This window comes from Plantactinospora sp. CA-294935 (assembly GCF_050936445.1).
In the GTDB taxonomy this organism is placed as follows: domain Bacteria; phylum Actinomycetota; class Actinomycetes; order Mycobacteriales; family Micromonosporaceae; genus Plantactinospora.
The window spans coordinates 8,113,263-8,139,315 of record NZ_JBNJMU010000001.1 but is presented as its reverse complement, the minus strand read 5'-3'; the positions used below and the strand labels follow the sequence as shown (position 1 = coordinate 8,139,315).

The 26,053-nt window shown below is 70.1% G+C and carries 24 protein-coding genes and 1 pseudogene; 10 read left to right on the top strand and 15 right to left on the bottom strand.

Annotated elements, in window-relative coordinates; translation table 11 throughout:
- The first annotated feature begins 127 nt into the window (after positions 1 to 127).
- Positions 128 to 3,121, top strand: coding sequence for a BTAD domain-containing putative transcriptional regulator (locus ACQEVC_RS35840; RefSeq protein ID WP_432886944.1), 2,994 nt, complete (start codon positions 128 to 130; stop codon positions 3,119 to 3,121).
- Positions 3,122 to 3,257: 136 nt separating this feature from the next.
- Positions 3,258 to 4,133 (top strand): endonuclease/exonuclease/phosphatase family protein, encoded by an 876-nt coding sequence (locus tag ACQEVC_RS35835; protein WP_432886941.1) that lies wholly within the window; start codon positions 3,258 to 3,260, stop codon positions 4,131 to 4,133.
- A 97-nt stretch (positions 4,134 to 4,230) separates the two neighbouring features.
- On the opposite strand, the gene ACQEVC_RS35830 is transcribed toward ACQEVC_RS35835, so the two are convergent.
- The 3 genes from ACQEVC_RS35830 to ACQEVC_RS35820 form a co-directional block, all read right to left on the bottom strand.
- Entirely contained in the window at positions 4,231 to 4,359 is a 129-nt protein-coding gene (locus tag ACQEVC_RS35830) for a hypothetical protein (protein WP_432886938.1), read from the bottom strand.
- A 222-nt stretch (positions 4,360 to 4,581) separates the two neighbouring features.
- Complete coding sequence (locus ACQEVC_RS35825; protein ID WP_432886935.1) at positions 4,582 to 5,592, bottom strand: mechanosensitive ion channel family protein; 1,011 nt, start codon at positions 5,590 to 5,592, stop codon at positions 4,582 to 4,584.
- A 166-nt stretch (positions 5,593 to 5,758) separates the two neighbouring features.
- Positions 5,759 to 6,412: a DUF1345 domain-containing protein gene (locus ACQEVC_RS35820; protein ID WP_432886932.1), complete on the bottom strand. Its 654-nt coding sequence runs from the start codon at positions 6,410 to 6,412 to the stop codon at positions 5,759 to 5,761.
- A gap of 171 nt (positions 6,413 to 6,583) precedes the next feature.
- On the opposite strand from ACQEVC_RS35820, the gene ACQEVC_RS35815 reads away from it, so the two are divergent.
- Positions 6,584 to 6,745, top strand: a complete 162-nt coding sequence (locus tag ACQEVC_RS35815) for a hypothetical protein (protein ID WP_432886929.1) — start codon at positions 6,584 to 6,586, stop codon at positions 6,743 to 6,745.
- A 90-nt stretch (positions 6,746 to 6,835) separates the two neighbouring features.
- Here ACQEVC_RS35815 and ACQEVC_RS35810 read toward each other — a convergent pair whose 3' ends face one another.
- From ACQEVC_RS35810 to ACQEVC_RS35800, 3 genes are all read right to left on the bottom strand, one after another.
- Positions 6,836 to 7,921, bottom strand: a complete 1,086-nt coding sequence (locus ACQEVC_RS35810) for a DUF2293 domain-containing protein (protein ID WP_432886926.1) — start codon at positions 7,919 to 7,921, stop codon at positions 6,836 to 6,838.
- A 356-nt stretch (positions 7,922 to 8,277) separates the two neighbouring features.
- Positions 8,278 to 8,886, bottom strand: a complete 609-nt coding sequence (locus ACQEVC_RS35805; protein WP_432886923.1) for a TetR/AcrR family transcriptional regulator — start codon at positions 8,884 to 8,886, stop codon at positions 8,278 to 8,280.
- A gap of 208 nt (positions 8,887 to 9,094) precedes the next feature.
- Positions 9,095 to 9,664, bottom strand: coding sequence for a nuclear transport factor 2 family protein (locus tag ACQEVC_RS35800; protein ID WP_432886920.1), 570 nt, complete (start codon positions 9,662 to 9,664; stop codon positions 9,095 to 9,097).
- Positions 9,665 to 9,844: 180 nt separating this feature from the next.
- Between ACQEVC_RS35800 and ACQEVC_RS35795 the strand changes: the two genes are divergently transcribed.
- Positions 9,845 to 10,642, top strand: a complete 798-nt coding sequence (locus ACQEVC_RS35795; protein WP_432886917.1) for a helix-turn-helix domain-containing protein — start codon at positions 9,845 to 9,847, stop codon at positions 10,640 to 10,642.
- A 58-nt stretch (positions 10,643 to 10,700) separates the two neighbouring features.
- Here ACQEVC_RS35795 and ACQEVC_RS35790 read toward each other — a convergent pair whose 3' ends face one another.
- Both ACQEVC_RS35790 and ACQEVC_RS35785 read right to left on the bottom strand, forming a co-directional pair.
- Positions 10,701 to 11,912, bottom strand: coding sequence for a GDSL-type esterase/lipase family protein (locus tag ACQEVC_RS35790; protein WP_432886914.1), 1,212 nt, complete (start codon positions 11,910 to 11,912; stop codon positions 10,701 to 10,703).
- The gene (locus tag ACQEVC_RS35785; protein WP_432886911.1) at positions 11,912 to 12,490 is read right to left on the bottom strand and encodes a TetR/AcrR family transcriptional regulator; all 579 of its coding nucleotides are present in this window, start codon (positions 12,488 to 12,490) and stop codon (positions 11,912 to 11,914) included. Before ACQEVC_RS35785 ends, ACQEVC_RS35790 begins: the two co-directional genes overlap by 1 nt.
- A gap of 266 nt (positions 12,491 to 12,756) precedes the next feature.
- Between ACQEVC_RS35785 and ACQEVC_RS35780 the strand changes: the two genes are divergently transcribed.
- Both ACQEVC_RS35780 and ACQEVC_RS35775 read left to right on the top strand, forming a co-directional pair.
- Complete coding sequence (locus ACQEVC_RS35780) at positions 12,757 to 13,419, top strand: hypothetical protein (RefSeq protein WP_432886908.1); 663 nt, start codon at positions 12,757 to 12,759, stop codon at positions 13,417 to 13,419.
- 1 nt (position 13,420) lies between these two features.
- A complete protein-coding gene (locus tag ACQEVC_RS35775) occupies positions 13,421 to 14,860 on the top strand; it encodes a dihydrolipoyl dehydrogenase family protein (RefSeq protein ID WP_432886906.1) in 1,440 nt (479 codons plus the stop codon).
- 87 nt (positions 14,861 to 14,947) lie between these two features.
- Here ACQEVC_RS35775 and ACQEVC_RS35770 read toward each other — a convergent pair whose 3' ends face one another.
- Positions 14,948 to 15,157 carry a hypothetical protein gene (locus ACQEVC_RS35770; RefSeq protein WP_432886903.1) on the bottom strand — a complete coding sequence of 70 codons (210 nt, stop codon included), beginning with the start codon at positions 15,155 to 15,157 and terminating at the stop codon, positions 14,948 to 14,950.
- A gap of 372 nt (positions 15,158 to 15,529) precedes the next feature.
- On the opposite strand from ACQEVC_RS35770, the gene ACQEVC_RS35765 reads away from it, so the two are divergent.
- The gene (locus tag ACQEVC_RS35765) at positions 15,530 to 15,832 is read left to right on the top strand and encodes a hypothetical protein (protein ID WP_432886901.1); all 303 of its coding nucleotides are present in this window, start codon (positions 15,530 to 15,532) and stop codon (positions 15,830 to 15,832) included.
- Positions 15,833 to 15,965: 133 nt separating this feature from the next.
- On the opposite strand, the gene ACQEVC_RS35760 is transcribed toward ACQEVC_RS35765, so the two are convergent.
- From ACQEVC_RS35760 to ACQEVC_RS35745, 4 genes are all read right to left on the bottom strand, one after another.
- Entirely contained in the window at positions 15,966 to 16,862 is an 897-nt protein-coding gene (locus ACQEVC_RS35760) for an RNA polymerase sigma-70 factor (protein WP_432886898.1), read from the bottom strand.
- A gap of 287 nt (positions 16,863 to 17,149) precedes the next feature.
- The gene (locus tag ACQEVC_RS35755) at positions 17,150 to 18,328 is read right to left on the bottom strand and encodes an NAD(P)/FAD-dependent oxidoreductase (protein WP_432886895.1); all 1,179 of its coding nucleotides are present in this window, start codon (positions 18,326 to 18,328) and stop codon (positions 17,150 to 17,152) included.
- A 623-nt stretch (positions 18,329 to 18,951) separates the two neighbouring features.
- Entirely contained in the window at positions 18,952 to 20,232 is a 1,281-nt protein-coding gene (locus tag ACQEVC_RS35750; protein WP_432886892.1) for a cation:proton antiporter domain-containing protein, read from the bottom strand.
- Positions 20,233 to 20,816: 584 nt separating this feature from the next.
- Positions 20,817 to 21,416, bottom strand: coding sequence for a TetR family transcriptional regulator (locus tag ACQEVC_RS35745; protein WP_432886890.1), 600 nt, complete (start codon positions 21,414 to 21,416; stop codon positions 20,817 to 20,819).
- A gap of 52 nt (positions 21,417 to 21,468) precedes the next feature.
- Here ACQEVC_RS35745 and ACQEVC_RS35740 point away from each other — a divergent pair, with 52 nt between their 5' ends.
- Positions 21,469 to 22,323, top strand: coding sequence for an ABC transporter ATP-binding protein (locus tag ACQEVC_RS35740; RefSeq protein WP_432886887.1), 855 nt, complete (start codon positions 21,469 to 21,471; stop codon positions 22,321 to 22,323).
- A 17-nt stretch (positions 22,324 to 22,340) separates the two neighbouring features.
- The gene (locus ACQEVC_RS35735) at positions 22,341 to 23,711 is read left to right on the top strand and encodes a hypothetical protein (protein WP_432886885.1); all 1,371 of its coding nucleotides are present in this window, start codon (positions 22,341 to 22,343) and stop codon (positions 23,709 to 23,711) included.
- 112 nt (positions 23,712 to 23,823) lie between these two features.
- On the opposite strand, the pseudogene ACQEVC_RS35730 reads toward ACQEVC_RS35735, so the two are convergent.
- Positions 23,824 to 23,957: pseudogene (locus tag ACQEVC_RS35730) on the bottom strand (two-component sensor histidine kinase); the annotation flags it as partial.
- 238 nt (positions 23,958 to 24,195) lie between these two features.
- On the opposite strand from ACQEVC_RS35730, the gene ACQEVC_RS35725 reads away from it, so the two are divergent.
- The gene (locus tag ACQEVC_RS35725; RefSeq protein ID WP_432886882.1) at positions 24,196 to 24,591 is read left to right on the top strand and encodes an STAS domain-containing protein; all 396 of its coding nucleotides are present in this window, start codon (positions 24,196 to 24,198) and stop codon (positions 24,589 to 24,591) included.
- Between the two features lie 273 nt (positions 24,592 to 24,864).
- Here ACQEVC_RS35725 and ACQEVC_RS35720 read toward each other — a convergent pair whose 3' ends face one another.
- A complete protein-coding gene (locus ACQEVC_RS35720; protein ID WP_432886879.1) occupies positions 24,865 to 25,254 on the bottom strand; it encodes an STAS domain-containing protein in 390 nt (129 codons plus the stop codon).
- Positions 25,255 to 26,053 lie beyond the last annotated feature (799 nt).

Sequence of the window (26,053 nt, the reverse complement as noted above, 5' to 3'; positions counted from 1 at the left end):
ACCCTGATCCACCCGATCTCTTCCGCCCTGGCCGCGTCCGCCGTCAAGCTAACGGATCTTTCGGGTGTGGATCCGCCACTTGTTAGCGAGTTGTGAGTATCTGGGCGAGGTGCGGTAACAATGGCCCGTGCAGTTCGGAATCCTGGGGCCCGTCGAGGTCCGACACGACGGGCGGCTCCTGCCCAGCGGCAGCGGGCGGGAACGGCTGGTGCTGGCCAGCCTGTTGCTCGACGCCGGCAAGCTGCTCCCCGCGGACGTGCTGATCACCCGGCTGTGGCAGCAGCCGCCCGGCTCCGCCCGGGCCCAGCTGCACAACCTGATAAGCGGCCTGCGCCGCCGGTTCCGGGCCGCGGACCCGGACCTGATCGAGACCCGACCCACCGGGTACCTGCTGCGCCTGAGTGGACATCGTCTGGACCTGACGGAGTTCCGCGACCTTGCCGACCGGGGACGTGCGGCCGCTTCGGGTGGGGACCACACCGCCGCGGTGGCGTTGCTGGACCAGGCGCTGGCGCTGTGGCGCGGCCCGGCGCTGGCCGACGTCGCCGGAGCGGACAGCGGGCGACTCCGCGACGCCCTGCACGGCGAGCGGCTCGGTGCGGCCGAGGCCAAGCTCGACGCCGTGCTGGGACTCGCGGACTACGAGACGGTGCTGCGCGAGGTCGAGCCGCTGCTCGCCGACAATCCGTACGCGGAGCGGCTCTACCGCCAGCAGATGTCGGCGCTGGCCGGCCTGGGCCGGCGCGCCGAGGCGCTCGCGGTCTACCGCCGCGCCTACCGGCGGTTCGCCGACGGCCTGGGACTGGAGCCGGGGCCGTCGCTGCGCGCGACACAACAGCGGATCCTGCTCGGTGAACCGCTGGCCGGGGCGGGCACGCAGCGGACGCGTCCGGTGCCGAGGCAGCTTCCGCCGGCGCCGGCGCTGACCGGCCGGGAGTCGCTGCTCGACCGGATCCTCGGGCGGATGACCACCCCGGATCCGACCTCCGCCCCGGTCGTGCTCCTGACCGGTCCCGGCGGGGTCGGCAAGAGCGCGCTGGCGCTGGCGGCAGGTCACCGGCTGGGCGCGGCCTTCCCGGACGGGCAACTCTACGCCGACCTGCGGGGCAGCCACGACGCGCCGGCAGATCCGTACCGGATCATGGAGCGTTTCCTGCGGGCGCTGGGCGTCGCGGGCGGTGATGTCCCGGACGATCCCGAGGAGCGGGTGACGCTGTACCGCAGCCACCTGGCCCGGGGCCGGATGCTGGCCGTCCTGGACGACGCGGCCGACGAGGCGCAGCTACGGCCGTTGCTGCCGGGATCGGCCGGTAGCGGCGCGATAGTGACCTCCCGGCGACAACTGGCCGCGATGCTGGGCGCCGCCCGGGTCCCGGTACCCGCACTGTCCACGGAGGACGCGGTACGGCTGTTGACGGACGCTGTCGGCGAGGCGAGGATCGCCGCCGAACCGGAAGCGGCGCGCGAGATCTCGCGGCTCTGCGGCGGGCTGCCGCTGGCGCTCTGCATCGCCGCCGCCCGGCTGGCGGTAGGGCCCCAGGAGACCGTCGACGAGCTGCGGCAGCGGTTGGCGGTGGAACGGGGCCGGCTGGACGAACTGGCCGTCGGCGACCTCGACGTCCGGGCCAGCATCGCGTTGAGCTACCGGGCGCTGCCCGCCGAGGCGCGGCGGCTGGTGCGACGGCTGGGGCTGCTCAGCACCACCGACTCGGCGCGCTGGGCCGCCCAGGCGCTGCTGGACACCACCGACGGACGGGCGCTTACGCTGCTGCACCAGATCGCCGACGTACACCTGGTCGAACCGCTCGGCCGGGACGCCGTGGGGCAGCAGCGGTACCGGCTGCATGACCTGGTCGCCGAGTACGCCCGGGAGCGGCTCACGGTCGATGACGAGCCGGCCGACCGGGAGCAGGCACTGGCGCGGCTGCTGCGCGGCTGGCTCGCCCTGGCCGGCGAGGCCGACGAGCTGCTCGCCACTCCAGAGGCGGATCGGAACCGGGAGTCCGGGCCGATGGTCAACAGCGGTCAGCGGGCCCTCCGTGCCGACCCGCTCGCCTGGTTCGAGACCGAACGCGCCGGACTCGTCGCGGCGGTCGGCCAGGCGGGCCGGGCCGACCTGCCGGACCTGGCCGGCGGGCTCGCCTTGCGGCTGTCCGGGTTCCTCCGGCTCCGCTCCTACGACGACGACCTGGAGCACGTGCTGCGCCTCGCTCTGTCCTGCGTACCCGCCTCCGGCGCGGATCCGCTCCGGGCCCGACTGCTCGGCGAACTCTTCGCCGCCTGCCTCGGCCGGGACCGGTACGCCGAACTGCCCGCCATCGCGGCAGAGCAGCTCGCGGTGGCCCGCCGGATCGACGACCCTCAACTGCTGGTACGTGCGCTCACCAACACCGGCCTGGCGGCGCTGCGCGCCGGGCCGTCCGGGGAGGCGTTCGACTGGCTGGCCCGGGCGGTGAGTACGGCCCGGGACCCGGAGCTGCCCGGGCAGCTCCGACGCGACAGCCTGGCCACCCTCGGCTTCGCGTACTGGGAGATGGGCGACCCCGGCCGGGCCGTGCCGCTGCTGGCGGAGGCGCTGACCATCAGCGGTGCCCCCGTCCATCCGCTGCGGGACGCGCTGCACCGCTACCACTACGGGCTGGCGTTGACCGACGTCGGAGAGCTGGGTGGCGCGCGACAGGCACTCGCCGAAGCGATGGAGGTCAGCGTGCGGCTACGCGACGACCTCGGCACGGCGTATCTGGAGCAGGCGCTCGCCGATGTCGACATTCGCGAGGGCAGGTTGCCGGAGGCGGCGCGGCGACTGGACCGGGCGCTGACCGGACACGAGACGATCGGGCACCGCGACGGGCTCGCCGAAACGCTGCGTTCCATGGGGGACCTGGCCGCCGCCGAGAGCCGGTGGGCGGACGCGGAGGCGTCGCTTCGGCGTGCCCTGGGACTGTGCCGGCGGATCGGGGCCCGCCCCCAGGCCGCCCGGGTGCTGGCTCGGCTGGACCGGGTCAGCGCGGCGGCCGGCGACGACGGCGCCGCCGCGGCGTACCGGGCGGAGTGGCAGGCCATCCTCGACGGGTTGAACTTGAAGGAGGCGGCGCTGCAACTCCCGTCGTTCCTCGGTTGATGCGGGGCGGCATCCTCGGCCGCCGGTCGACGCGGGCCGGTCCATCTTCTGTTCCCCGCTGTTCGGCGTGGCGTCGACTCGAATCGATAGCGTGCGCTGGCCGCCACCGACGGCGGTTTCGTGCGAAGGGACGTCGATGCGCAAGACAACACACTGGTCTCTCCGCGCCCTGGGCGCTTTCGCGGGCGCAGTCGCGCTGGTGGCGGCCCTGCCGCTGGCCACTCCGGCGGCCGCGGCGAACGTGGCCTTCAAGGCGGCGACGCTGAACATCCACCACGGACTGGGCCAGGCCGACTTCGTGCACGACCTGAACCTGATCGCGTCCAAGGCGGACCTCGTCGGTCTCAACGAGGTCGGCAACCGCAAGGCTTTCCTGGAGAGCTGGGCCGCCGACAACGGCTGGTGGTTGTACGCGCCGGGCGGGACCAACCAGGCTGGCGAGGCGCTGATCGCCAAGAAGAGCATGTTCGACGTACTCGATAAGGGCTCGATTTTCGTGTGTGACACCAACGGTCCGGGCGAGGTGCCGCCCGCGCGGTACAACAACTGGGTCAAGTACCGGCACAAGGCCAGTGGCCGCACCGTGACCCAGATCAACGCCCACGCGGTGGCCAGCATCGAAACCGCCGGCCGGCCGGAGGACCTGCCGCGCACCAGGTGTGCCGAGGCGCAGTTCCAGGGCCTCAGGGACCTGGCGGTCGACAAGCAGGGCGAGGGCCAGGTCATCGTCAGCGGTGACCTCAATGTCGACTTCAGCGCCGACCGGAGCTACGGGTACGCGAAGTTCCCGTGGCAGGTCTTCGAGGCCAACGAGCTGCCGAACCTGCGCTCCAGCTACAACCTCTACGGCGAGAAGGGCACCGGGACGCACGGCAACCGGCACATCGACTACGTCTACTTCTGGAAGCGGCTGCCGGAGTACCAGCTCATGTGGATGACCGGCTATGACATCGTCGGCGGCACCAAGTCCGACCACAACGGTGTCGTCGCGACGTTCTCCATCCAGAACTGACGCGCTCGCCTTCCGCCGGCCACGAGTCCCGCTCCCGCTCCCGCGTGGAGCGGGTCGGGCAGGACTCGTTGCCGGCGCTGACCGGGAGGGGTACCGTTCAGCGTTCGGCCAGTGCGACGGTCAGCGGTGTCGGCTGGCCGGTCACCACGGCGATGTCCCAGGCGTGGACAGCGGCGTCGAGGGCGCATGCGGCGGCCGCGAGTGCCGTCACCATCACAGCCCGCACCGGCGCCGCCTCATGTCGCGGTCATCACGGCACCAACAACGCCGCAGCTACCCGCCAGCGAGTCCCATAGCCCCGTCTCAGACACTCACTGGAGGAACTCGTCGGTGGTCGCGACGACCGCCAGGCGCCGCCGTGTTTGGCGCTACCATTCGGCAGCGAGCGGCCGGGGACTCGCAAACGTCTTGAGGCAGCGAGCGAGCGCAATAGCCGGCCGGCCGGACCTCAGGGCTGGTACTCGCCACGGGTGCGGGGCAGCCATTGCGGATGGGTGTTCCGCAGGTAATGGATCAGTCCCTCGCGCAGGTCGCAGCGGAGATCCCAGGCGCTCGGCCCGTCTGCGGCGGAGGCCTGGACCTGGATGACCACGGTCTGCGGGGTGGCGTCGACCATCTGCAACACCCACTGGTGCTGGTCCCACAGCGGCGACGACTCGACAAGCCGTCTGGTCACCTGTCGGAGGTCGTCCAGGTCGGCGGTGTGATCCAGGTGGATGCGGATCTCGCCGACCACCCGTGTCTCGTTCCGCGTCCAGTTCTGGAAGGTGTGTTCGGTGAAGTAGGTGGTGGGCAGGACGAGCATCCGGTCGTCCCAGAGCCGGATCACCACGTTGGTCAGCTTCACCTCCTCGACCCGTCCCCATTCGCCGTCTATCACCAGCACGTCGTCGACATGCAGACTGTCCGCGAAGGCGACCTGGATGCCGGCGAATGCGTTGCCGAGCGCGGTCCGGGCGGACAGGCCGATCACCGCGCCGATCACGCCGGCCGAGGTCAAGAAGGTGAGCCCGAACGAGCGTACGGGCCGGAAGGTGACCAGGATCAGACCGACCGCCACCACTATGACGACAGCCGACGTCAGCCGGCGTACCGGGCGGATCTGGGTACGGGCACGGCGGATCCTGCGGTCGACGACCGTCTCGCCCGGCAGCCGGCTGAACGCGACGCCCTCGGCAACGTGCAGCGCCTTGACCACCAGCCACCCGGCGCTAGCGATCAGCAGCAGCAGGATGACATGGCGGACAACGCGGACCCACTCGTTCCCATCCGGTGGCAGCGCGAAGTACAGCGCCGCGAGCAGCAGCACCACCGTGGTCGGGCGGCGGCAGGCCTGGCGCAGTGGGGTCAGCAGCCACTGGTAGCGGCCACGGGCGAACCGGCGGACCAGCACGCCGGTCAACAGGTCCACCACCACGGCCGCGCCGACCGCGGTCAGCACGATCAACGCTGCGCGCAAGGGATCCCGTCCGCTGCGGTCCTGGTCCCCATCCTTCGCGGCTCCTCACTCCGTGGTACCGCATCAGCTTGACACCGAGCGGCGGGGGACGGGGCACATATCACCAACGGCCGCGCCTCCGTGCACCGACCGTGCCGCCGGGTCTTGCGGTATGAAGCCCAGTTGATCAGGATCCGCCCAGGCCGGTCACCAGGTTCACGGCTGCGGCGAGGATGACCGTGCCGAACAGGTAGGACAGCAGCGCGTGGCCGAGGGCGGTCTTCCGGATCCGCGTACTGGCCGGTTCGCTCTCCGACACGGCGAAAGACATGCCGACGGTGAACGCCAGGTAGGCGAAGTCGCTGTAGGCCGGTAGCTCGCTCTGCTTGAAGTCGATCCCGCCGTCCTCAAGGTAGAACATGCGTGCGTACTTGAGGGCGAATACGGTGTTCATCAATCCCCAGGACAGGATCGCCGTGAGCACACTCACGATGACCAGGGTGACCGCGAGCGCGTCCCGGTTGCTTGACGAGTGAACGAGGGCCCAGGCCACGGCGCCGAGGCTGGCCACTGCGGCGATCAGCACCCCGCCGTCGGTGGAGCGTGACCGGCTCTCCTCCTCGGCGAGCCGCTCGGTGCCCTCCGGCCCCTGATGCCAACTGATCCGCCAGACCCAGACCAGCACGACGGTGGCGGCCACGTTCCAACCGACCAGCGGAAACAGTTCGGGGAACCCGAGCACCGCGACAGCCACGGCGACGACGGCGCCGGCGGCCAGCGAGATCGACAGGCGCCGGACGGAGAGGATCCGGTCCGGCGTTCGTATTTCGACCTGACCCATGGGCTCAGGATTCCAGGCGGTCGGAGGAAGGCCGGCCAGCCATGCCGCGCTCCGTCCGGATCGGTCGGCTCGCGGTACCGGTGACCTGTCCCGGGACCTGTCTCAGCCGCCGTTGTTGTCGGCGTCACGGCGGTGGCAGCGCCGTCAGCCGGCACAGCCTATCGATCTCAGATGACAGTCAACGAGATCCCGCCGCCTGATCAACACCCACCTCCGAAGCACCGCCGCGCGGTTCAGGTTGAAAAAGGTTCAATGACAGCCTGCAATTTCGATCAAGCCACACGTCAGCTCGTCACCCTCATAGGCGTCGACCCGGGGAAATACAAGAAGTAGCACCAACAGCCAGTACCGGGCGGGAAACGTGCACGTTCCGAGTTGACCGTCGCGGGCGGTAGCTGCGGCATCGGGCACAGCCGGCGGTCATCAGGCGTTGGTGCGCCAGGCGGTAAGGACGCGGTCGATGTCGGTGCGGATCCGCTCCCGTGCGTCGGCGCGCGGGATGCCGGCCATCAGCAGTTGGTCGTACTCGGTGTCCTCGTGCCGGATCGAGGCGATGACCGCGCGGGTCATCGCGTCCTGGTCTACGGCGCGGCCAGCCGCGGACCGCCCGACCCGGCCACTGCCACGCAGCCCGGTGTGCCCGGCGATCGCCTCGGCTCGGGACGCTGGACAGCCTGGGAAGAGTCGAAGGATCTCCTCGGCCATCCGGGCCGTCAACGCCACGTCCTGATCTGCCCGGCGTTCGCGGTCTCGCTCGCGGCGGCGTAGCCGCGCGGCCTCGTCACCCAGGCACTGCCGTTCGGCGCTGTCCAGCCCGGCCGGTTCCACCAACAATCCCAGCCGGTCGTACCGTTTCCGGGTCCGGTTGAAGCGCAACACCACGGCGGACAGGGTGCTGGCCTTCTTCGCTCGTCGGGTCATCGCCGCGTCCCCGGCGGGCAGGAAGACCAGATGATCCAGGTCCGTACAGGTCAGGCAGAGGGTCTGCGCGTCCTCGGAGACGAGTAGTTCTCCGGTCTCTCCGCACTCGGCGCAGGTCCACGTGGTGACCGCCGAGTGCACCACCAGGTCGGGCGGCGTGCTCTGCCGCTGTACCAGCCGCGCCCGGGCGGTTTCGGAGAGCGTGTTCGAGGCCCAGTGTGTCCGATATGCCCGCTCGATGTCGGGATCGCCGTCGGTGGTGAAGCGCAGCGGGTGGCGGTCGCGGGTCGCGGCGAGGTAGGCGACCTCGTCCGGCTGCAGTCCCTCGTCTCGGGCCCAACGACCGAGGATCTCCAGCGCCTCCAGCAGCCGTGACGGCGGCACTGCCGCACTCCGCTCCAACTCCGGAACACGGCCCTGTCGCCATCGGTCCACCATGTTGCCCGGAAGCCAACCGAGCGCGCTGAGCAGGGTGAGCGGCGAAACATACCGATGGCGGGCCAACGCGGCCTGCGCGGCGGTGATGACACGCCGCTCCAGCTTCGAGCCGGTCGGCTGCCCGTCAGGCGGGGGCGGGGGAGTAGACATGACTTCGCGAGGATAGCTATGTAGCCGACGGAATTGGCGACCGGCGCGGCGCCGTGGTGTCGCCGGGCGTCAGGGTGCACGGCCCGTGCGGCGGGCACCGTCGCGAGCTGGCAGGTCGGCTCCGCGGCGAGAGGGGGTTCCGGTTCATCCATCCCAACGAGGCCTGGGCCTCAACCCCGCCGCGGTCCACCAGCGCCACTACTGAGCCATCTTCGTCGTGGGTGGCGGGTGTCTTCGGCGGTGTGAAGGACGCGGATGGCCTGCACGGAGCGTGGGACGGGCCGATGGCCCTTGCTACGCCATTCAGCGAGCTTTCGAGGTCAGGCTCGTGTGTCGAGTTCGGGTGCGCATCGCAGCTAGCCCGCGGAATCGGTCGGCTGGCGCTGGCCGTGGATCCGGACCAGTCCTTCGATCCCGCGGAGGAAGGTCTCGGACACCAGTGCCGGGTCGAACAGGCAACCGGCCGCCATGGCGCCGTCGCGCAGCATGACGAAGTGGCGCGCGGCGGCATCCGACGAGTCCTCCGCGACCTGCGCCATCAACATCGTGAGACGGTCCAGGAACCATTGCCGGTGGGCGATGATCTGCTGGTGCACCGGATGACCGGAGTCCGGGTACTCCGCGGCGGCGTTCAGGAAGGCACATCCGCGGAATCCGGGAGACTGGATGCCCTGGGCGATGGAGTTCGCCACGGCCACGAGGGCGTCGACCGGCGACGGGTTGGCGGCGATCGCCGCGTCGACCGCGCTGCGATCCATCTGGTGGACCTCGCGCAGGTAGCTGAGCACGAGGTCCTCCTTGCTGGGGAAGTGCCGGTAGAAGGTGGCCCGGGTGACCTTCGCCTCGGCGATGATCCGGTCGACACCGACCGCGTGGATGCCCTCCGCGTAGAAGATCCGGATTGCGGTGTTGAGCAGTCGGAGCCGCGCCTCGGAGGGCCGGGTTTCGGTTTCGCTGCGCGTCATGCGACTATTCTAGCGAATAGAACGTTCGGTCTACCAGTCTGCGCTCGTGGAAGCGGTCAAACTCGCCGAGGGCCGCTCGGGCGGCCGGTCGTGGTCGCCCGGATCGGCAGCGCCCGCACCGTCGAGTAACTCCCCGCATTGATCGTCGGTGCCGCGCTCGAGCTGACCGCCGTCGAGCGCGCCGGGGTCGGCGACGTGTCCGCAAACATCAACGCGGCCTGACCCTTGGTCGAGGCGGTCGGGTGAACGAAAGGAGACGGCCGGCGGCGCGGAGGAACGACCGGAGTTCCGCGCCGTTCGGTCGAATCCGGAGGCCGGCGTACGCGAACGCGTCCGCGTATTCGGCCATTCGCACGATCCTGCCGTCGTTGATGTCGAAGATGGTGACGTAATGGTTGCGGTACGGCTTGCCGGTGCGCGCGACGACCATGTTCCCCTTTCCGCGAAAGAACACCTGAGATCCGTCCGGGGACACCGACCATTCGGTGTCGCTCCAGCGCAGCGGGTCGAATTTGCCCATCAAGCCTTCGGTGTACGCGAGGACCTCGTGCCGGCCCTTGAGATAGGCGACGCAGACCGCTCTCCGGTTCTCGCCGGTGACGATGGCGGCGGCGCCATCGCCGTACCTGGTCCTCTTGGTGTGCATGAAGAGCTGCTGGGCGTCGGGCGCCAGGGCTTCCGCGACGGCGTCCAGGTCCTTCGCCTCGACGGCGGTGATGAAATGCTGGGCGATCCGCAGTGCGGATCCAGCTGCGGGCGTCTGCTTCATATCAGGCATTTGCCGTTCCCGAGTGGTGAGAAATGCCCGGATTTGCCGGGTAGCGTCCTGTTCTGCACCTGGTCGAGGGTATGCGGTCCACCGCCGATCGGGGGAGACCGCGTCACGCCTGGTACCAGGAGGGCCATGCCCGCGACGGTCACCGCGGGACCCACGTACGGTGGGGGCATCATTGCCCGGATGAACGGTGCTGATTCGGCGGAACTGGGCCGCTTCCTGCGTCGTGGGCGAGCGGCCGTGTCACCGCTAGAGTCCACCAGCGGTGCGCGGACGTCGCGACGGCAGGTTCCGGGGTTGAGGCGGCAGGAGCTCTCCGATCGTGCCGGGATCTCCGTCGAGTACTACACGCGTCTGGAACAGGGCCGCGCCCAGCGTCCGTCACGTGAGGTCCTCACGGCGCTGGCGCGCGCGTTCGAGTTCGCTGCCGCTGAGCGAGATCACTTGTTCCGGCTGGCCGGCGAGCTGCCTCCCGAGCCGGAGTCGCCGGATGCCGAGATCCGGCCGGGTTTCCTCCGTCTGCTCCGCACCCTCGACGCCACCATGCCGGTCAGCATCCACGACGGACGTCTCGACGTGCTGGCCTGCAACGCCGCCGCAGCCGAGCTTTTCGGGCAGCTATCGGCTACCGGGCGGTTCCGGCGCAACATCGTCTATCAGTGCTTCACCGCTGCGGCGGTCACTGAGGTGCTCGGCGAGGACGGTGCTGAGGAACTGGCGCGGGTGTCGACCGCGGAGTTGCGGTCGGCGCTCAGCCGGTATCCCGATGACGAGTACCTCCAGTCGCTGCGGGCCGAGCTCTGGGAGGAGAACGCCGCCTTTCGCGATCTCTGGGAGCAGGGCGCCGTCGGTGCGTGGCGGTCGGCCGTCAAGCGCCTGCGCCACCCGAGCCGCGGATGGCTGACCTTCGACACCGAAGTCCTGCACGATCCCGAACGAGACCACTGGGTCATGCTCTACACCCCGCGCGACACTGCCTGACCGCCCCCGACGAGGCCCCGGGCTCGGTCAGGCCTGGCGGTAGGATGCCTGCGGGAGGTCACACCGATCCCTTTCCGTTGACGCGATGGCCTTGCTCCTGCGGGCGGGTTGGTTCCGGCGCGGGTTCGTTCATCGGGCGGAACGGGCCGGCGTCGGTGAAGGCGTACTCGGCGAACCGGGCGCCGATCCGCTGGTGGGCGGCGGGGCTCGGGTGCAAGCCGTCGGATAGCGGGAGCTCCGCAGCGTCGGTTGAGCCGTACAGGAAAGTGCCGTCCAGGTAGTGCAGGTTCTTGTCGGCCGTGCGACGGTCGGCCAGTGAGCGCAGCTCGCGCCGGATCACCTGGAGCGTCAGGCGCCCCAGCGTGACGTCCTCGGGTGTTCCGGTCGCGATGAAACGCACCTGGTCGCTGCCGATCGAGGCCGGGTCGATCGCGCCCGGGCCCGGGCTGTTCTCGTGGATCCCGCAGAACAGCGGCGAGATCAGCAGCAGCGGTACGTCGGGGTGGCCGTCGCGGATCGTGTCGAGGAAGCCGTGGACGGCGGGGACGAAGGTCCGTAGCCGCATCGCGTCGAGGTTCACGACGTTGATGCCGAGCTTGATGCTGATGTAGTCGGCCGGGGCGTCGCGGATCACGCGGGCCAGGAACGGATCGACCAGCGCGCTGCCGCCCAGGCCGAGATTGCGCAGCTCGACACCGGCGCGGCGGGCGGCGACGGCCGGCCAGATCTCGCTGGGCGCGACTGCGTTCGAGCCGTGGCTGATCGAGCTGCCGTGATGCACCCACAGCGGCAGGCCGGCGTCGTCCGGCTCGATCGGGGCGTCGGCCCACAGGTTGATCAGTTCGATGCTCTCGTTGTGCGGCAGCCAGATCTCGATCCGGTGACGGCCGTCGGGCAGACCGGAAACCGCGGTCGTGTGCGCCTCCCCGAGGTGCAAGGCGGTCCGGCCACTGGTGAGGTCGACCTCGATCCGGTCGCCGCCGTCGAGTGTGTCCCGGACGGCGAGCTCACCGTCGACGTAGACGTCGATGCGCCCCCGTGGTCGCTCGGCGCCCGCGTACGCGATCCAGGTGGGGTGGGTCACCAGGGTGACCGAGTTCGCCGCCGTTCGGAACACGATGCGTACGCCGGACGGCTGACTCTCCATCGAGAGAAGCTGCCCGTCCGGGAACTGCTCCCGTACCCAGGCGGGCAGCCGGTGCGGCCGGAGGCCGCGCGGGGTGACCTCGACCTCGGCGACGCCGCGAAGAAGTTCGGCGAGGACCTGCATCAGGAATTCCCTTCGGTCGACCAGTCGCGGAAGACGGTGTCGAGCGCGTCCAGAGCCCGCCGCCAGGAGACCTCCGGCGAGGGCTCGCGGTGCCCGAAGCCGCCGTTCGCCTCGAGCGCCAGGAAGCCGTTGATGGTCGCGCCGAGCAGTCGGGTGGCATGCACGAGCTCGGTCTCCGGCAGCTGGTAGCCCCGGAGCATCGCCAGGGTGAGCCGGACAAGGTGGCCGGCCGCGTCGGAGTCGACGGTCGATGCCGCCGCCGGGCGTTGCAGAGCGGTCCAGCGGCCGGGGAACCGGCGGGCATAGTCGCGATGCGCGTCGGCGAGAGCGATCAGGGCGTCTCGTCCCGAGCGGCCGCCGATGGCCATCGCTATCCGGTCGGCGAGTTCGCCGAGTGCCAGCTCGTGCACGCCGTCGAGCAGGGCGGACCGGTCGCGGACATGGGAGTAGAGGCTCGCGGTCTGCACCCCGAACCGGCGGGCCAGCGCCGACAGGGTGATCGTGTCGAACCCATCCCGGTCCGCCAGCTCCGCCGCCGCAGCGATGACGACCGCCGGGGTCAGGTTCGCTCGTCCCATGCCCACATCCTACGCCATGAAGCTAGAAACCTAAGGTATTTAGGGTCACGGGGGAGACGACCGCCCGCCTGGCGGGCCTCGGACCGATCGCCGAGCGCGTAGCGGTACCGGTCGACCCAGCCGGTCTTGCTCTCCTGGCCCGAAGGCCCTCGTCGCCGTGTTGACAGCCGGAACTTCGCTTCGGACGGCCACCCTTCCGTCTCGCTGCGACCCGTACCGCTCACCGTAGCGGACAGAACGTTCCGTCTTGACAGAGCGGATCGCGGGTGTCATCGTTGGATGCGACAGAACGTTCGTTCTTCAGGAGTGGTGTTCCGGTTCCGCGGCTGACGCTGGTTGCGGTGGCCTCAGGAACCGACGAAGGGATGATCATGATCACCGTTGCCGCGCCCGGTATCTCGTCGACGGCGGCTGCTCTGCGGCGGCTGTATTTCGTGCGTTTCGTGTTCGCGATCGTCTGGGCTGGGGTGATGTTCGCGATCACGGATGAGCTCAACCCGGTGGTGGGCACGTTGTTCGTGTTGTACCCGCTGTTCGACGTGGCGGCCGCTGTGGTCGATGCCCGGGCGTCGCGCAGCACGGACTCGCCGGCCCTGCTCTACCTCAACATCGCGGTCAGCTCGCTCGCTGCCATCGGTCTGGCCGTCGCCGCCGCCTCCGGCATCCCGGCCGTGCTGCGGGTGTGGGGCGCGTGGGCGGTGGTCGCCGGTCTGATCCAGCTGATCGTGGCGGTCAGGCGCCGCAGGATGGGCGGCCAGTGGCCGATGATCTTCAGTGGTGGCCTGTCTGTGCTGGCCGGTGGCTCGTTCTTCGCGGCCGCCTCGGCGGCGGACCCGGCGTTGACCAACGCGGTCGGTTACGCGATTCCGGGTGCGATCTTCTTCCTCGTCTCGGCTGTCCGGCTGGGCCGCGCGGCGAAGGGAAACTGACATGAGTGCCGCGACGTTTGATGTGATCGTGCTCGGTGCGGGGCCGGTGGGGGAGAACGTCGCCGATCGGGTGGTACAGGGCGGTCTGACCGCCGCCGTCGTGGAACGCGAACTGGTCGGTGGGGAATGCTCGTACTGGGCGTGCATGCCGACCAAGGCGTTGCTGCGCAGCGCATCGGCGTTGCGGGCAGCGCGCCGGCTGCCTGGTGCCCGTGAGGCCGTGACCGGTGACCTGGATAAGGCAGCGGTGCTGCGCCGCCGCGACGCGTTCGCCTCGGACTGGAAGGACGACGGCCAGGTGTCCTGGCTGGACTCGGCGGGGATCGCCTTGTTCCGTGGCCAGGGCCGGATCAGCTCGGAACGGGTCGTCGAGGTCGCCGGTGCTGACGGTGCCATCACCACGCTGACGGCCCGGCACGCGGTGGTCGTGGCGACCGGTAGTGGTGCGCTACTCCCGGACATCACCGGCCTGGCTGAATCGAAGCCGTGGACGAGCCGGGAGGCGGCCGCGGCGACCGAGGTGCCGAGCCGGCTTGCGGTGATCGGTGGGGGCGTGGTGGCCACCGAGATGGCCACCGCGTACGCGAGCCTCGGTTCGGTGGTGACCGTGCTGGCCCGGGATGGAGTGCTGCCGCTGGCTGAGCCGTTCGCCGGTGAACTCGTCACCGAGTCGCTGCAGGAGGCGGGGGTATCGGTGCGGGTGGGTGCTGAGGCGGTGGCGGTGAGCCGCGACAGCGACGGCACCGTGCACCTGACCCTGGCTGATGGTGGGCAGGTGGAGGCCGATGAGCTGTTGGTGGCGATCGGTCGTACCCCGAACACCCAGGACATCGGCCTGGACCGGATCGGTTTCAAGCCCGGTGGCTGGTTGCCGGTCGATGACACGTTGCGGGTCGTTGACGAAGGCGGGGCGCTGGCCGGTGGTGGCTGGTTGTATGCCGCGGGTGATGTGAACCGGCGGGTGCTGCTCACTCACCAGGGCAAATACCAGGCCCGCGCGGTAGGTGATGTCATCGTGGCCCGGGCCAAGGGTGAGAACGTCGAGGACGACCGGTGGGGGCGGCACGCCGCCACGGCTGATGAGCGGGCGGTGCCGCAGGTGGTGTTCACCGAGCCGGAGATCGCCTCGGTCGGGCTGACCGCGGCCACTGCCGAGGCGGCCGGGCTGCGGATCCGGGTCCTGGACTACGACCTGGCCGCGGTGGCCGGCTCGGCGTTGCACGCCGAGGGCTACCAGGGCCACGCCCGGATGGTCGTCGACGAAGACCGCAAAGTGATCGTCGGTTTCACCCTCGCCGGCCCCGACGTCGCCGAACTGCTGCACGCCGCCACCATCGCCGTCGTCGGCGAAGTCCCCCTCGACCGGCTCTGGCACGCCGTACCCGCCTACCCCACCGTCAGCGAAGTCTGGCTCCGCCTGCTCGAAGCGTACGGTCGCTGACGTGAGCTGTGGTCTCCTCGTCCCGTCGCTGTTCACGGTCGGGACGAGGAGTGAACCCGGTGGCCGGTCGGCGACGTGCGGAGCGAATCACCGCCTGGCTTCCCCGCAGGTACGAGCCGGCCGGTCCCGCGGGTCACCGAGGTAGCCGGCGACCATGGCGCCAACGCGGAGCACCAGCAGCGCCTCCGCGACGGCGGCCCGGTCGGTCAGGTCGAGCGGCTCGATCAGCTCCTCGTACGTCTTCGGGTGCCAGGCTCGGTGCGTGTCGACGAGTGTCTCCCGGACGGACGTCAGCACGCCGGCCGAGCCGCCTGCACGGCGCACGGGACCGGCGGGCTCGGCCTACTCGGCGGCGGTGTGACGAACGGGCACCCGCGGAAGCCGGGACTGCACGCCCACCGCTCCGATCGCTTCGGCGAGAGCTGCAGGGTCTTGTCGACACCGCCCCCGCCGGCGGTGAGGGCCGCGCTGACGCCCTTCCGCTCGCCGGCAGCGCGGCTGCTTCAGGTACGCCACGATGAGGTCGTCCTTGGTGCGGACGTGCCGGTAGAAGACCACTGTCGTGGTGCCGACGGCTCGATGATCTTGTCAGCGCTCACGGGAATCGCTGCCGTCTAGTGTTGCCGTAGACAGAACGTTCGTTACGCAACGTCGAGCAAGGAGAACATCATGCCTACCAAGATCACGCTGATCGTCGACAACCCCGCGAACCCGGACGAGTTCGAGAAGGCCTACGCCGAGGTGCTGGCCGCCGCGATGACGTTCCCGAAGCTTCAGCGGGTGGAGTCGGCCAAGGTGTGGCCGAAGGAGGACGGCACGCCCACGCCCGCGTACCGGACCCTCGACCTGTACTTCGACAGCTACGAGGACGCCTCCGCGGCGGTCGCCACCCCCGCAGCCGGCGCTGTCTTCGGCGGCCTCCAGGGCACGCAGGTGACCTTCGAGGGCCTGTTCTCGGACATCGAGCAGTAGTGCTCGCTGCATCGGCGCCCGGGGCCCCGGGCCCCGATGCAGTCGACCGGTGCGAGGGCTGTCACCGGTTGACGAGCCGTGTGCGGGTACTCGGGGAAGTCGGTGGTGACGGTGCTGTCTTCGCGTCTGGGGTTCATCGCAGGGTGAGCGGGATTTCGGATGTGACTCGGGTCAGTTTTGCCGGGTTGCGGACGTAGTAGAGGCCGGTGACCCGGGCGTTCTCGACGCGGACCGCTAGGATGCCGTCGATTTCGCCGTCGAGGCGGAGGACGAGTGCGGAGTTGCCGTTGACCAGGGTGGTGTTGCTGGTGAGGGTGGCTTCGAGCTTGCCGAGGCCGCTGACGAAGAAGCGAGCTATCTTCTCGGCGCCGGTGACTGGCCGCAGCGCGGCGTGTTTGACGCCGCCGCCGTCGGCGACCAGGACCACGTCGGGCGCGAGCACGTCAAGGAGGACCTGTGGGTCCCCGGTTTCGAGCGCGCGTTGCAGCGATTCCAGAGCCGTTCGGGTTTCGTTCGGGGAGACCACCTGGCGGGGGCGGCGGGCGTCGACGTGCTGGCGGGCGCGGTGGGCGATCTGGCGGACGGCGGCGGGGCTCTTGCCGACGGCGGCGGCGATTTCGGTGTAGCTGATATCGAAGGCTTCGCGTAGCACGAAGACGGCGCGTTCGGTCGGTGACAGCGTCTCCAGGACGAGCATGAGCGCCATCGACATGCTCTCGGCGAGTTCGGTGTCCTCGGCGATCTCCGGCGCGGTGAGCAGTGGTTCAGGCAGCCAGGGACCGACGTAGGCTTCTTTGCGGCGCTTCATCGTGCGCAGCCGGTTGAGTGCTTGCCGGGTCGTGATGCGGACCAGGTAGGCGCGCTGGTCCCGTACTCGTCCCAGGTCGACCTTGACCCAGCGCAGCCAGGCTTCCTGGAGGACGTCTTCGGCGTCGGCCGCCGATCCGAGCATCTCGTAGGCGACGGTGAACAGTAGGTTGCGGTGGGCGACGAACGTCTCGGTCGCCGGGTCGATGGCGTGGTCGCCCATGTCTCGGCTCTCTCCCTTCCCGGCTGGCCCGTTGCCGGATGTCCTGCGAGGGGGTGAATCCAGCACGGTCCTCTCTCGGTGGTAGTCGTTCGATCCGACCGACCCGCATTGCGGTGATGGAGCGTGGGACACCGGTCGGCGTACGGCTGTGACACGCCAAGCTGCCGGCGATCCATCGCTTTCGGAGCCGCTGCGGGGGCGCACGCGTGCAGCGGCGCCGCGATCAGGCCGCTGCACGACGTGCTATCCCGGGTTCATTGACGATCGACCGAACTGCTCATGTATCGCTAGACTGCCCGTTCAGCAGTGGTCCGGGCCTGGCCACGGTTGGCCTGCAGCATCTGCTGCCGCTTGTTGTTCTTTAGCCAGCTGTGTGAACCAGGCTTGCGTGCCTCGACCGCCAGATGCTTGACGCTGGCCTCGCAGGAGTACTCCTTGAGCTTCGCGCCCGGGCGGCCGCCGAGGTAGACCCTGATCGCGATGTCGTCCTTGTTGGCCAGCTGGTAGATGCCGACACGACGCCCCAGGCTGACGCACATGGCGGTGGCGAGCACACTCACCGGTGCGGGTCGCTCGCCCGTGATCCGGTCGAGCACCGTGTCGGCGGCGTGCGCGCCCAGACAACCCGCGGCATAGGCGCTCATCCGGAACGGCAGGTTCGACGGTGCCGCCGAATCCCCGGCCGCGACGACGCGCTCGTCATCGACGCTGGTCAACGTTTCGTCGGTGAGTAGCCGCCCCACGGCGTCGGTGCTCAGCCCGCTGCGGGCGGCCAGGTCCGGCACGCCGAACCCGGCGGTCCAGATGGTCACCTCGCTCGGCAGCCTGCGACCGCCGCTGAGCCGTACGGTGTCGGGCGTCACCGCTGTGACCTTGGTGTCAGGGCCGTCGAGTACGGTCACCCCGAGCTTGGCCAGCCGCTTGGAAGCGGTGCGTCGCGCCTGCGGGTGCAGGTACGGACCGAGTACTCCGCCGCAGACCAGGGCGACCCGACGACCCTTTTCCGCCAACTCGGCGGCGGTCTCGATGCCGGTCGGACCGGCGCCGACCACCGTCACCGCGGCCGTTGCGGGCGCGGCGGCGAGGACGGACCGCAACCGCTGCGCCGCTTCCAAGGTGGCGATCGGGTAGGCGAACTCGGCTGCTCCCGGCGTACGCCAATCAGTGCTTTCGCTGCCCACCGCATAGATCAGATAGTCGTAACCCACCGTGCCGCCCTTCACCAGCGTCACGTTGCGTCCGGCCGCGTCGATCCTGGCCACGGTGTCGACCACCAGCCGGACCCGCTCGGCCAGGATTTCCCGGTACTCGACGACCGCGTCGTGGGACCCGCCCACCAGTTGGTGCAGGCGAAGCCGCGCGACGAAACGCGGGCGCGGATTGATCAGCGTCACGGTCACGTCGTCGCGCTGCGTCAGGCGATTGGCCGCCATCACGCCCGCGTACCCGCCGCCGACCACCACCACACCGGTCTTCCCAGTCATTTGGTGCCTCCTTCATCCCCAGAGGGTTCCGCCACAAGACACCGCCCGAGCGACCGTTGTGACAGGCGTGAGACAGGTCACCGCGCAGCCCGGCCCTCGGCACGCGACCGTTCGGCGTCACCGACGTCACCCAGTGCTGACCCGACGCCGACCGCGGCCAGGCGCAGCACCGCGCCGCGATGAACCGCTCTGGGCTTCTGACGCCCATGAGCCGCACGCGGCTGATGGGCTGCACCGGCCGCCGTATGAGAGAAAGCCCTGTCACGACGTATCCGTCCGCTGCCGTACCCATCGGCCTGACCCGTAGTCAGCTACGCTCAGCGCGCTTCAGCGGATTGGCGGTACCAACTCGATCGGGCGGCTTTCAGGCTGTCGGCTGGCTATGTTCACCTGGTACACCGGCTGCGGCTGGCCAACTCGTGGCCTGACGCGGGTGTCGTGTTCGCCGTATGTACCGGTGGTGGGGCGAGCTAGCAACGGAGACAGCGTGGCTCCGAGGGCTCTCGGCCGGCTGGGGCGATCAGGTCGGGCAGTTCGGTCTTGTTCGAACCGGCCTGGGCTGGCGGGTTGGTGTGCACAGAGCCGGGGACCAATGGTCAGGAACTTCATGCGGTTCCATTGCCGGACCGGCCGGTAGGCGGATCCGGCTCAGATTCGGACGGTTGGGGCTGACCGCGGTTGAGTAGCCGGCGGCCGCGCGTTTCCAGGCGTTGCTGCCAGGTCGGCAGCAGATCCGGGCCGAAGCCGCGGGCGACGATGACGTCGGTGGAGGAGTGCAGGAGGATGCTCAGCACGATGGTGAGGGCGACCAGCCCGAACGCCTCCTCGGCCACGGCGATCCCGGAGGCTAACAGGAGTAGGCCGTAGACGACCGAGGCGAAGCCCTTCGGGCCGAACCACATGGCGGCCAGTTGCTCGCGGAGGTCGAGTTTCGCGCCGAGGAACGATATCCACAGCGCGACCGGGCGGGCCGCGACCAGGGCCAGGATCGCGAACAGCCAGCCGGTTCCGGCGATGTCCGCGAAGAACGCCGGGGAGAGCAGTGCGCCGAACACCAGCAGCGCGGCGAGCTTGAGGATTTCGGCCACCAATTCGCCGAAGTGTTCGAACGCCTCTCGTTGTTGGTGGCCGATCGTGGCCACGGTGATGCCGGCGGCGAACGCGGCGAGGAAGAGGTTGGCGTGGGTGGCCTGGCCCAGGGCGAGGACGAGCAGGCCGATGGCGACGGCGTTGAGGGGCAGGTACTGCGGGGAGACGGCGAACCAGCGGGTGCGTTCCAGCCGGATCGCGATCCATGGCACCGCGATGCCGATGGCGATGCCCAGCAGCAGTTCGGTGCCGAGCGTCGTCAGATGCAGGTCGTCCTCGTTCGCGGCGATGGCGAGCAGGACCACCACGAACGGCAGCGCGAGTCCGTCGTTGACGCCGGATTCGACGTTGAGCAGGTGTCGCAACCGCCCGGGCACCCGCTCGTTGCCGACCAGTGCGGCGGCGAAGACCGGATCGGTCGGCGCGAGGATCGCGCCGACCAGTAGCGATTCGGGCCAGTCCAGGCCGGCGATGTAGTGCGCGAGTAGAGCGGTGACCAGCAAGGTGAGTGGCAGGCCCCAGCCGAGCGCGCGGCCGGGGAGCCGCCACGCCGCGCGCAGGTCGGTCCAACCGACCCGCATGCCGTCGGTGAACAGCACCGCGAACAGGGCCAGTTCGGCCAGGGACGCCACTACCGGCGACTGCGCGGTGACATGGACGAGGCCGAACACGCCGTCACCGACGAGGAAGCCCGCGACCAGGAACAGCACCGCCGTGGACAGCACCGTCCGGTGGGCGAGCGCGGACAGCAGCACCGCCAGCAGCAGCACCGCCGCGAAGATCAGCAACAGGTACATCGAGGTTCCCGTCGATCGGCATGGTCATCCTGACGCCGACCAGACTTCCCGGCACACCAGGGCAACAACCTACCGGGCCGCCTATCCCGACACCGATAGAGGGAGGGTGCCGCCCGGGTGGGACGGCGAGGATCTTGCCGATATGGCGGCTGACCGCTTTGACCCCAGACATCGGGGACTTTCAGGCCGACGTGTAGGGAGGTGGTGATGATGCTGGCCTCGACGTCGGTGCCGATGCCACGATCGCGCGGGGAACTAGGGGACGCCGAGTTGGCGCGGTGCCTCGTCGTTTCCTCCGGCAGGGTCGAATCGGCGGGTGCGTTCGTGTAGCGCGAGCGCCCGGCGGCGGTCGACGTCGGTTCGATCCGCGGCGCGACGGCGACAAACCTGCGCGACCGTGGTCTCGCCGCGCCTCTCGACCAGGTGACGAAGGCGAGTAGCCCGAATGTGTGGCCTTGGTGCCATCGGCGGTGCCGGTGCTGCCGCCGCCGATGAACACCCGCACATCGGTGGCGAACAGACTCTCCGAGCGATGGGCCGAGATGTCGGTGCTGTCGAACCCGGGAGTGCGCTCGAACTTGCGGTCACTCGTCGATGGCGGTCAGTCCTCGGTCGACCAGTGTGACGGCGCGTTCCAGTTCAGCGCGGATGCGTTCCGGTGGGTCGCCGCGGTCCAGGCTGGCCAGGGCGGCGCCGACCAGGCCGCCCATCAGCGCGCCGCTGACGGTCGCCGCCGCCACGGCGTCGAGCTTCGGGTACGCGGTGCGCAGCCAGTCGGTGAAGATCTGCTGGGCTGTCAACAGCCGTTCCAGGGCCTTGGCGCGCAGTTCGGGGCGGGTCAGCACCAGCGTGGTACGGGTGGCCCGGGCCGGGCCGAACATGCCGCCGTCGGTGGCGAACACCTGCTCCACCATCCGGTGGACAGCCCGCGTCGGCGGGGTGCCAGCGGGTAGCCCAGCGAGGGTCTCGCGCATTACCGCGATCCGCTCGTCGGTGTCGGCGAAGACCACGTCCTCCCGGGTCGGGAAATAGGCGAAGAACGTGCGGGTGGATACCTCCGCGGCAGCGGCGATCTCCGCCACCGTCGTCTGCTCGTACCCGCGCTCGGCGAACAGACGCAACGCCGCGTCCGCCAGCGCCCGGCGGGTGCGGCGCTTCTTGCGCTCGCGTAGTCCATCGGTCACGGGCAAATCTTACACTTGACGAAAGGTTGCATGCCATGCAGATACTCATGGCATGCGGGAAACTGCCATCGAAGTCATCGGGTTGCGGGTCCGTTACCCGGGCGCGGCCACGGATGCCGTGGCCGGTATCGACTTCACCGTCGGAACCGGCGAGGTGTTCGGTTTCCTTGGCCCCAACGGCGCCGGGAAGTCCTCCACCCAGCGGGTGCTGACCGGCCAGTTGGCGGCCTACCACGGCCGGGCGGTGGTTCTGGGTCGGCCGGTCCGCGAATGGCGTACCGACCTGTACCAGCGGATCGGGGTCGGGTTCGAGCTGCCGGCCCACTATCCGAGGCTCACCGCCCGGGAGAACCTCGCCGCCTTCGCCGGCCTGCATCGGCTGCCCACCGCGGCGGTCGACGAAGCTCTCACGGCGGTCGGGCTCACCGAGGTGGCCGGCCGGCGTGCGAGTGAGCTGTCCAAAGGCATGCAGATGCGGCTCAACCTGGCCCGGGCAATCCTGCACCAACCGGACCTGCTCTTCCTCGACGAGCCGACCTCCGGGCTCGACCCCACCCACGCCGCCGGAGTCCGGTCGATCATCTCCGCCCAGGCCGCCGCCGGCCGCACGGTATTCCTCACCACGCACGACATGGCCACCGCCGACGAGATGTGCGACCGGGTCGCGTTCATCCACCACGGTCGGCTGGCCGCGATCGACACACCCCGCGCGCTGCGGATGGCCCATGGCACGGCAACCGTCGCCGTCGAATACGTCACCGACGGCACCCTGCACAGCCAGGAGTACGCCGGCACCGCCGACCCGGCGCTACGCCAGATTCTGGCCACCGGCACCGTACGGACCATCCACACCCGGGAGGCGTCCCTCGCGGACGTCTTCGTCGCCGTCACCGGCGGCACGCTATGACCGTCAGCGGTGTGCTCATGCGCACCGGGTGGCTGGTGCAGGCACGGCACCACGTTCCCGCCCTCGTGGCCGGCCTCGCAGTGCCGTGGACCGTCATGGCCGCCGTGCTGCCGGCCACCGCGCCGTACCTGCTGTTCATCGAGGTCGCCACCGTCGGCACGTTCGTCGCCGGCGCCCTCACCGTCGCCGAGCGGGCCACCGGGATCACCGCCGCCCTCGCCGTCAGCCCCGCCCGACCCGCCGGTCTCGTCGCGGCCAGGATCACGCCACTGTGGATACTCACGGTGCTGGCAGCCGTACCGGTTCTGCTGGCCGCCCGCGCAGCGGGCCACTTGGTGTCGCTCGGCGTGATCGCGTTGACCGCCCTGCTGCTGCTCGCGGCTGGCGTGGGAATGGCCGCGCGCCGCCGTACCGTCATGGGTTTCCTGACCGTCGCGCCGTGGCCGCTCGCCCCGCTCCTCGCCGTGCCGCTCGCCGTCGCCGCCGGGCTGTTCACCGGGCCGGCGTGGTACGCGGTCCCCACCACCGGCACGCTGGCTCTGCTGCGCGGCGTCGCCAGCTACCCGGCGTGGCAGTTGCTCGGCTACCTCGCTCTGTGGACCGCCGCCGCCATCGCCTACGCGGTCCACGCCATCGCCGGACCCGACCCACACCGAACACGACCCACCCGCCGCCGACCCACCGCCCGAGGCCGGCCCTCCTACCTGCGCGCCGATCTGGCCAACGTCACCCGCGAGGCGATCATCGTGCCGATCGCCGCCAGCCCGCTGCTGCTCGGCCTCGTCCTGCGCTACGCGCTGCCACCCCTGGCCGGCTGGGCCGAACGCGTCCACGGCCTCGACCTCACCGGCTACCTGCCGGTCAGCACACTGCTCGCCATCGTCGTACACGTTCCCGTCATCGCCGGCATGATCGGCGCGCTGATAATCCTCGACGACCGCGACGACGGGGCGCTGCACGCCATCCGGGTTTCGCCGCTGGGCCTGCGCCGCTACCTCGGCTACCGGCTTACCCTCGTCACCGGCTTCGCCGCGGCCGGCCTGGCCGTCGCCGCGCCGCTGTCCGGGCAGGTCCCCGCGTCCGCATGGGGCGCCTGCCTGCTCGCCATCCCGCTCGCCCCGACCTTCACCCTCGCCGTGCTGGCCGTGGCCGGTAACCGCGTCGACGGCGTCACCACCGTCAAAGCGCTCGGCGTGCCCAGCTACGCCCCGCTCGCCGCCTGGTGGCTGGCTGGAGCGGCCGGGTGGGCGTTCGCGCCGCTGCCCACGTACTGGATCGTGCGAGCCTGGGACGGGCCGCAACCGGCCGTCATCGCCAGCGGCGCTATCTGCGCCGGCCTGTGGATTCTCCTGCTCGCGCCTCGCGCGTTGCGCCGCCTCGCGCGATAGCCCCCACGGCCATGCGGGGGGTGACTTCCGGGGCGAGCGCCGCCCGCGGCTTCGATCAGGTCGCGGGACAGGGCCGGCCGAGTCGGCTCGGCTCGGCAGGGAACTGCCCTGGGGCGGCGAGTGTCGGCGTCGGCGAGCGGAGTTCCTGGCTGACGTCGGCGGCGAGCCTTCGGTCCCGCTCGATCCGGCAAGCTGGTCGATTATGGCGTTGAACGACGTGCTGAGCTGGGCGAAATCGGGCTCGGTGCCGAGTCACGCCGGGCGGTGAGGTCACCCCGGACTCCGGCGTGTGGAACCGGAGCGCACCGCCTGATGGCGGCGGCCTGCCGCGTAGGGCTGGTGTCCCACGTCTCGGCGACTGTCACGGAGATGCCGGCGACTGTCACGGAACTGTCATGTGTCTGCGAAACGACCGCGAAAGCCGGTGGGCAGGCTGGTGTCGCGTCGAGTTCGCGAAAGCGTCGAGTTCGCGAAAGGAGGGCCGATGGCCGGGTACGACAGCGGGACGGACGGCGGGTGCCGGGGCGCCCGGCTGGCCGCCTCGATGATCGAACTGGCGGTCACCGGCCGGCTCGACCAGACGGCCGTGCCGCGGGTCGGGGTGATGTTCGACGTGGCGCTCCGGCGCAGGCCGGACCGGATCGTGCTCGACGTGGCGCGCTGCGACTACGTCGACGCCGCCGGCATCGTGCTCCTGCTCGACCTGCACCGGCGCAGTCGGCGCGCCGGCGGCACCCTCGAACTGCGAGGTCTGTCGGCTCGGCTGTGCCGGCTTCTCGAGATCGCGCGCGTCCATCACGTACTCCAGATCGAGTCCGGACCACCACGCGGCGGCGGCGCACCGGAGGCCGCCATGGGTGTGGCCCGACCGCCCGGCTGACAGGTCGGCGCGCACCCCACTATGCCCTGCTCACCCCCCAGGAGGCGCGTGGCGGGGCCGGCATCGGTTCGAGCCGGTCCCGCCACGCACCGAACCTCGAGATTGAGCGCCGGGGCCCAGGCGAAGGAGAACCTCCGCTCCCGGCCGGCAAGCACATCCGGTACCGCGGTCAGCAACCATCCGAAACCGACCGCGGGGGCGACCGCGCCGAGGGCCAGGACCCGGGCGCCCCCGCGTCGAGCAAGCCCGGCGCCGGTAGCCGCGCCGCGCGGTTCAGGTTGAAGGGTTGGCCGCTTTCGATCCGCCGTCATTACTCTGCGCCTCCGCGGCGGCATCGACCCGCAACACGTGGTCAACCCGGGCGATCTCGAGGAGGCGACACAGTCGTGGTGACGGTTTCCGTAACTCCAACATGCCGCCGGTGCGTCGCATCTGGCGGTGCACCTCGAGTAACAACGCGATTCCGGCAGCGTCGACGTACTCGCAGTGCGCCATATCGAGTACGATCCGTTCCGGCTTGCGGTCGAGTGCCGCGTCGAACGTCGCATTGACCGTCGGTACCGCCGAATGGTCGAGCCAACCGGCGACCGCCAGCTCGATTGTCGAGACGGTTGCCGTACCGTCGCGGCGTCCGCCGCCAATGGCACTCGCGTCCTCGGACATCGATGCCTCCTCCGCGACCTCAGGTGTGCAGGATCAGCCTGCCTGCTGGTCTTCGCGGCAGTTCGGCGGAGGTATGACAGTTCCATGACGCTCGTGCCGCCGGCTGACGCGCGCTCCCGTGCCGAACATCACGCGTAGGGACGCTGGTGCCGAGCCGGACAGCAGTGAACCTTTTTCAACCTGAACCGCGCGGCGCTCACACACCGCGTCCGACCTCGCGCTCCGACGGACCGCAAGGGGAGGTTGAAAAAGGTTCAGTGGTCGGGCCTGCCCAACCGCCCGTGCTCTGAGGTAGACGGTGGCGGTACGGGCCGCCGGAAGCGGGAAACCGAAGCGCTCGACACCCGCTTCGGCGCTGGCGGCACGGACGCGGCAGGACGGGACCTGCCGTCGTAGCTGGTTGTTGTCACGAGACTGTCATAGGCCCGCGTAAGCCTCTCCATATCGCTGCACGAGGCTGGATTGAGTACCGGCCGACGACAGGAGGGACGCGGTGACTACGTGGGCAACCAGCGGCCGTAGCGATGCCGGTGATCGAGATCGATCTCACCGGCCGCTGGACCTGACGTGCCGTGCGGCGGCGGCGCCAGACGAGGTCGTGCGGTTGCGCCCGGATCAGTTGGTGCTTGGCATGGTCCGGTGCGTGCCGACCGACGCGGCAGGTGGCGCCCCGCTGCGGGACGTGCACCGGCATCCGCTGCGAAGCCGTGCCCGCTTCACCCTTCGCGTGCCAACACCACGGCTGCGGCGGAGATCGCGGATCGCCCGCGTGGAGCAGGTGTTGCGCCCAGCGCCTGCG

What these genes read in the sequence shown, in the direction of transcription:
- ACQEVC_RS35835 (WP_432886941.1), top strand. Translation starts at nt 3,258, where the DNA reads ATGCGCAAGACAACACACTGGTCTCTCCGCGCCCTGGGCGCTTTCGCG.
- ACQEVC_RS35820 (WP_432886932.1), bottom strand. Translation starts at nt 6,412, where the DNA reads ATGGGTCAGGTCGAAATACGAACGCCGGACCGGATCCTCTCCGTCCGG.
- ACQEVC_RS35815 (WP_432886929.1), top strand. Translation starts at nt 6,584, where the DNA reads ATGACAGTCAACGAGATCCCGCCGCCTGATCAACACCCACCTCCGAAG.
- ACQEVC_RS35810 (WP_432886926.1), bottom strand. Translation starts at nt 7,921, where the DNA reads ATGTCTACTCCCCCGCCCCCGCCTGACGGGCAGCCGACCGGCTCGAAG.
- ACQEVC_RS35805 (WP_432886923.1), bottom strand. Translation starts at nt 8,886, where the DNA reads ATGACGCGCAGCGAAACCGAAACCCGGCCCTCCGAGGCGCGGCTCCGA.
- ACQEVC_RS35800 (WP_432886920.1), bottom strand. Translation starts at nt 9,664, where the DNA reads ATGCCTGATATGAAGCAGACGCCCGCAGCTGGATCCGCACTGCGGATC.
- ACQEVC_RS35795 (WP_432886917.1), top strand. Translation starts at nt 9,845, where the DNA reads ATGAACGGTGCTGATTCGGCGGAACTGGGCCGCTTCCTGCGTCGTGGG.
- ACQEVC_RS35790 (WP_432886914.1), bottom strand. Translation starts at nt 11,912, where the DNA reads ATGCAGGTCCTCGCCGAACTTCTTCGCGGCGTCGCCGAGGTCGAGGTC.
- ACQEVC_RS35785 (WP_432886911.1), bottom strand. Translation starts at nt 12,490, where the DNA reads ATGGGACGAGCGAACCTGACCCCGGCGGTCGTCATCGCTGCGGCGGCG.
- ACQEVC_RS35775 (WP_432886906.1), top strand. Translation starts at nt 13,421, where the DNA reads ATGAGTGCCGCGACGTTTGATGTGATCGTGCTCGGTGCGGGGCCGGTG.
- ACQEVC_RS35765 (WP_432886901.1), top strand. Translation starts at nt 15,530, where the DNA reads ATGCCTACCAAGATCACGCTGATCGTCGACAACCCCGCGAACCCGGAC.
- ACQEVC_RS35760 (WP_432886898.1), bottom strand. Translation starts at nt 16,862, where the DNA reads ATGGGCGACCACGCCATCGACCCGGCGACCGAGACGTTCGTCGCCCAC.
- ACQEVC_RS35750 (WP_432886892.1), bottom strand. Translation starts at nt 20,232, where the DNA reads ATGTACCTGTTGCTGATCTTCGCGGCGGTGCTGCTGCTGGCGGTGCTG.
- ACQEVC_RS35740 (WP_432886887.1), top strand. Translation starts at nt 21,469, where the DNA reads ATGCGGGAAACTGCCATCGAAGTCATCGGGTTGCGGGTCCGTTACCCG.
- ACQEVC_RS35735 (WP_432886885.1), top strand. Translation starts at nt 22,341, where the DNA reads ATGCGCACCGGGTGGCTGGTGCAGGCACGGCACCACGTTCCCGCCCTC.
- ACQEVC_RS35725 (WP_432886882.1), top strand. Translation starts at nt 24,196, where the DNA reads ATGGCCGGGTACGACAGCGGGACGGACGGCGGGTGCCGGGGCGCCCGG.
- ACQEVC_RS35720 (WP_432886879.1), bottom strand. Translation starts at nt 25,254, where the DNA reads ATGTCCGAGGACGCGAGTGCCATTGGCGGCGGACGCCGCGACGGTACG.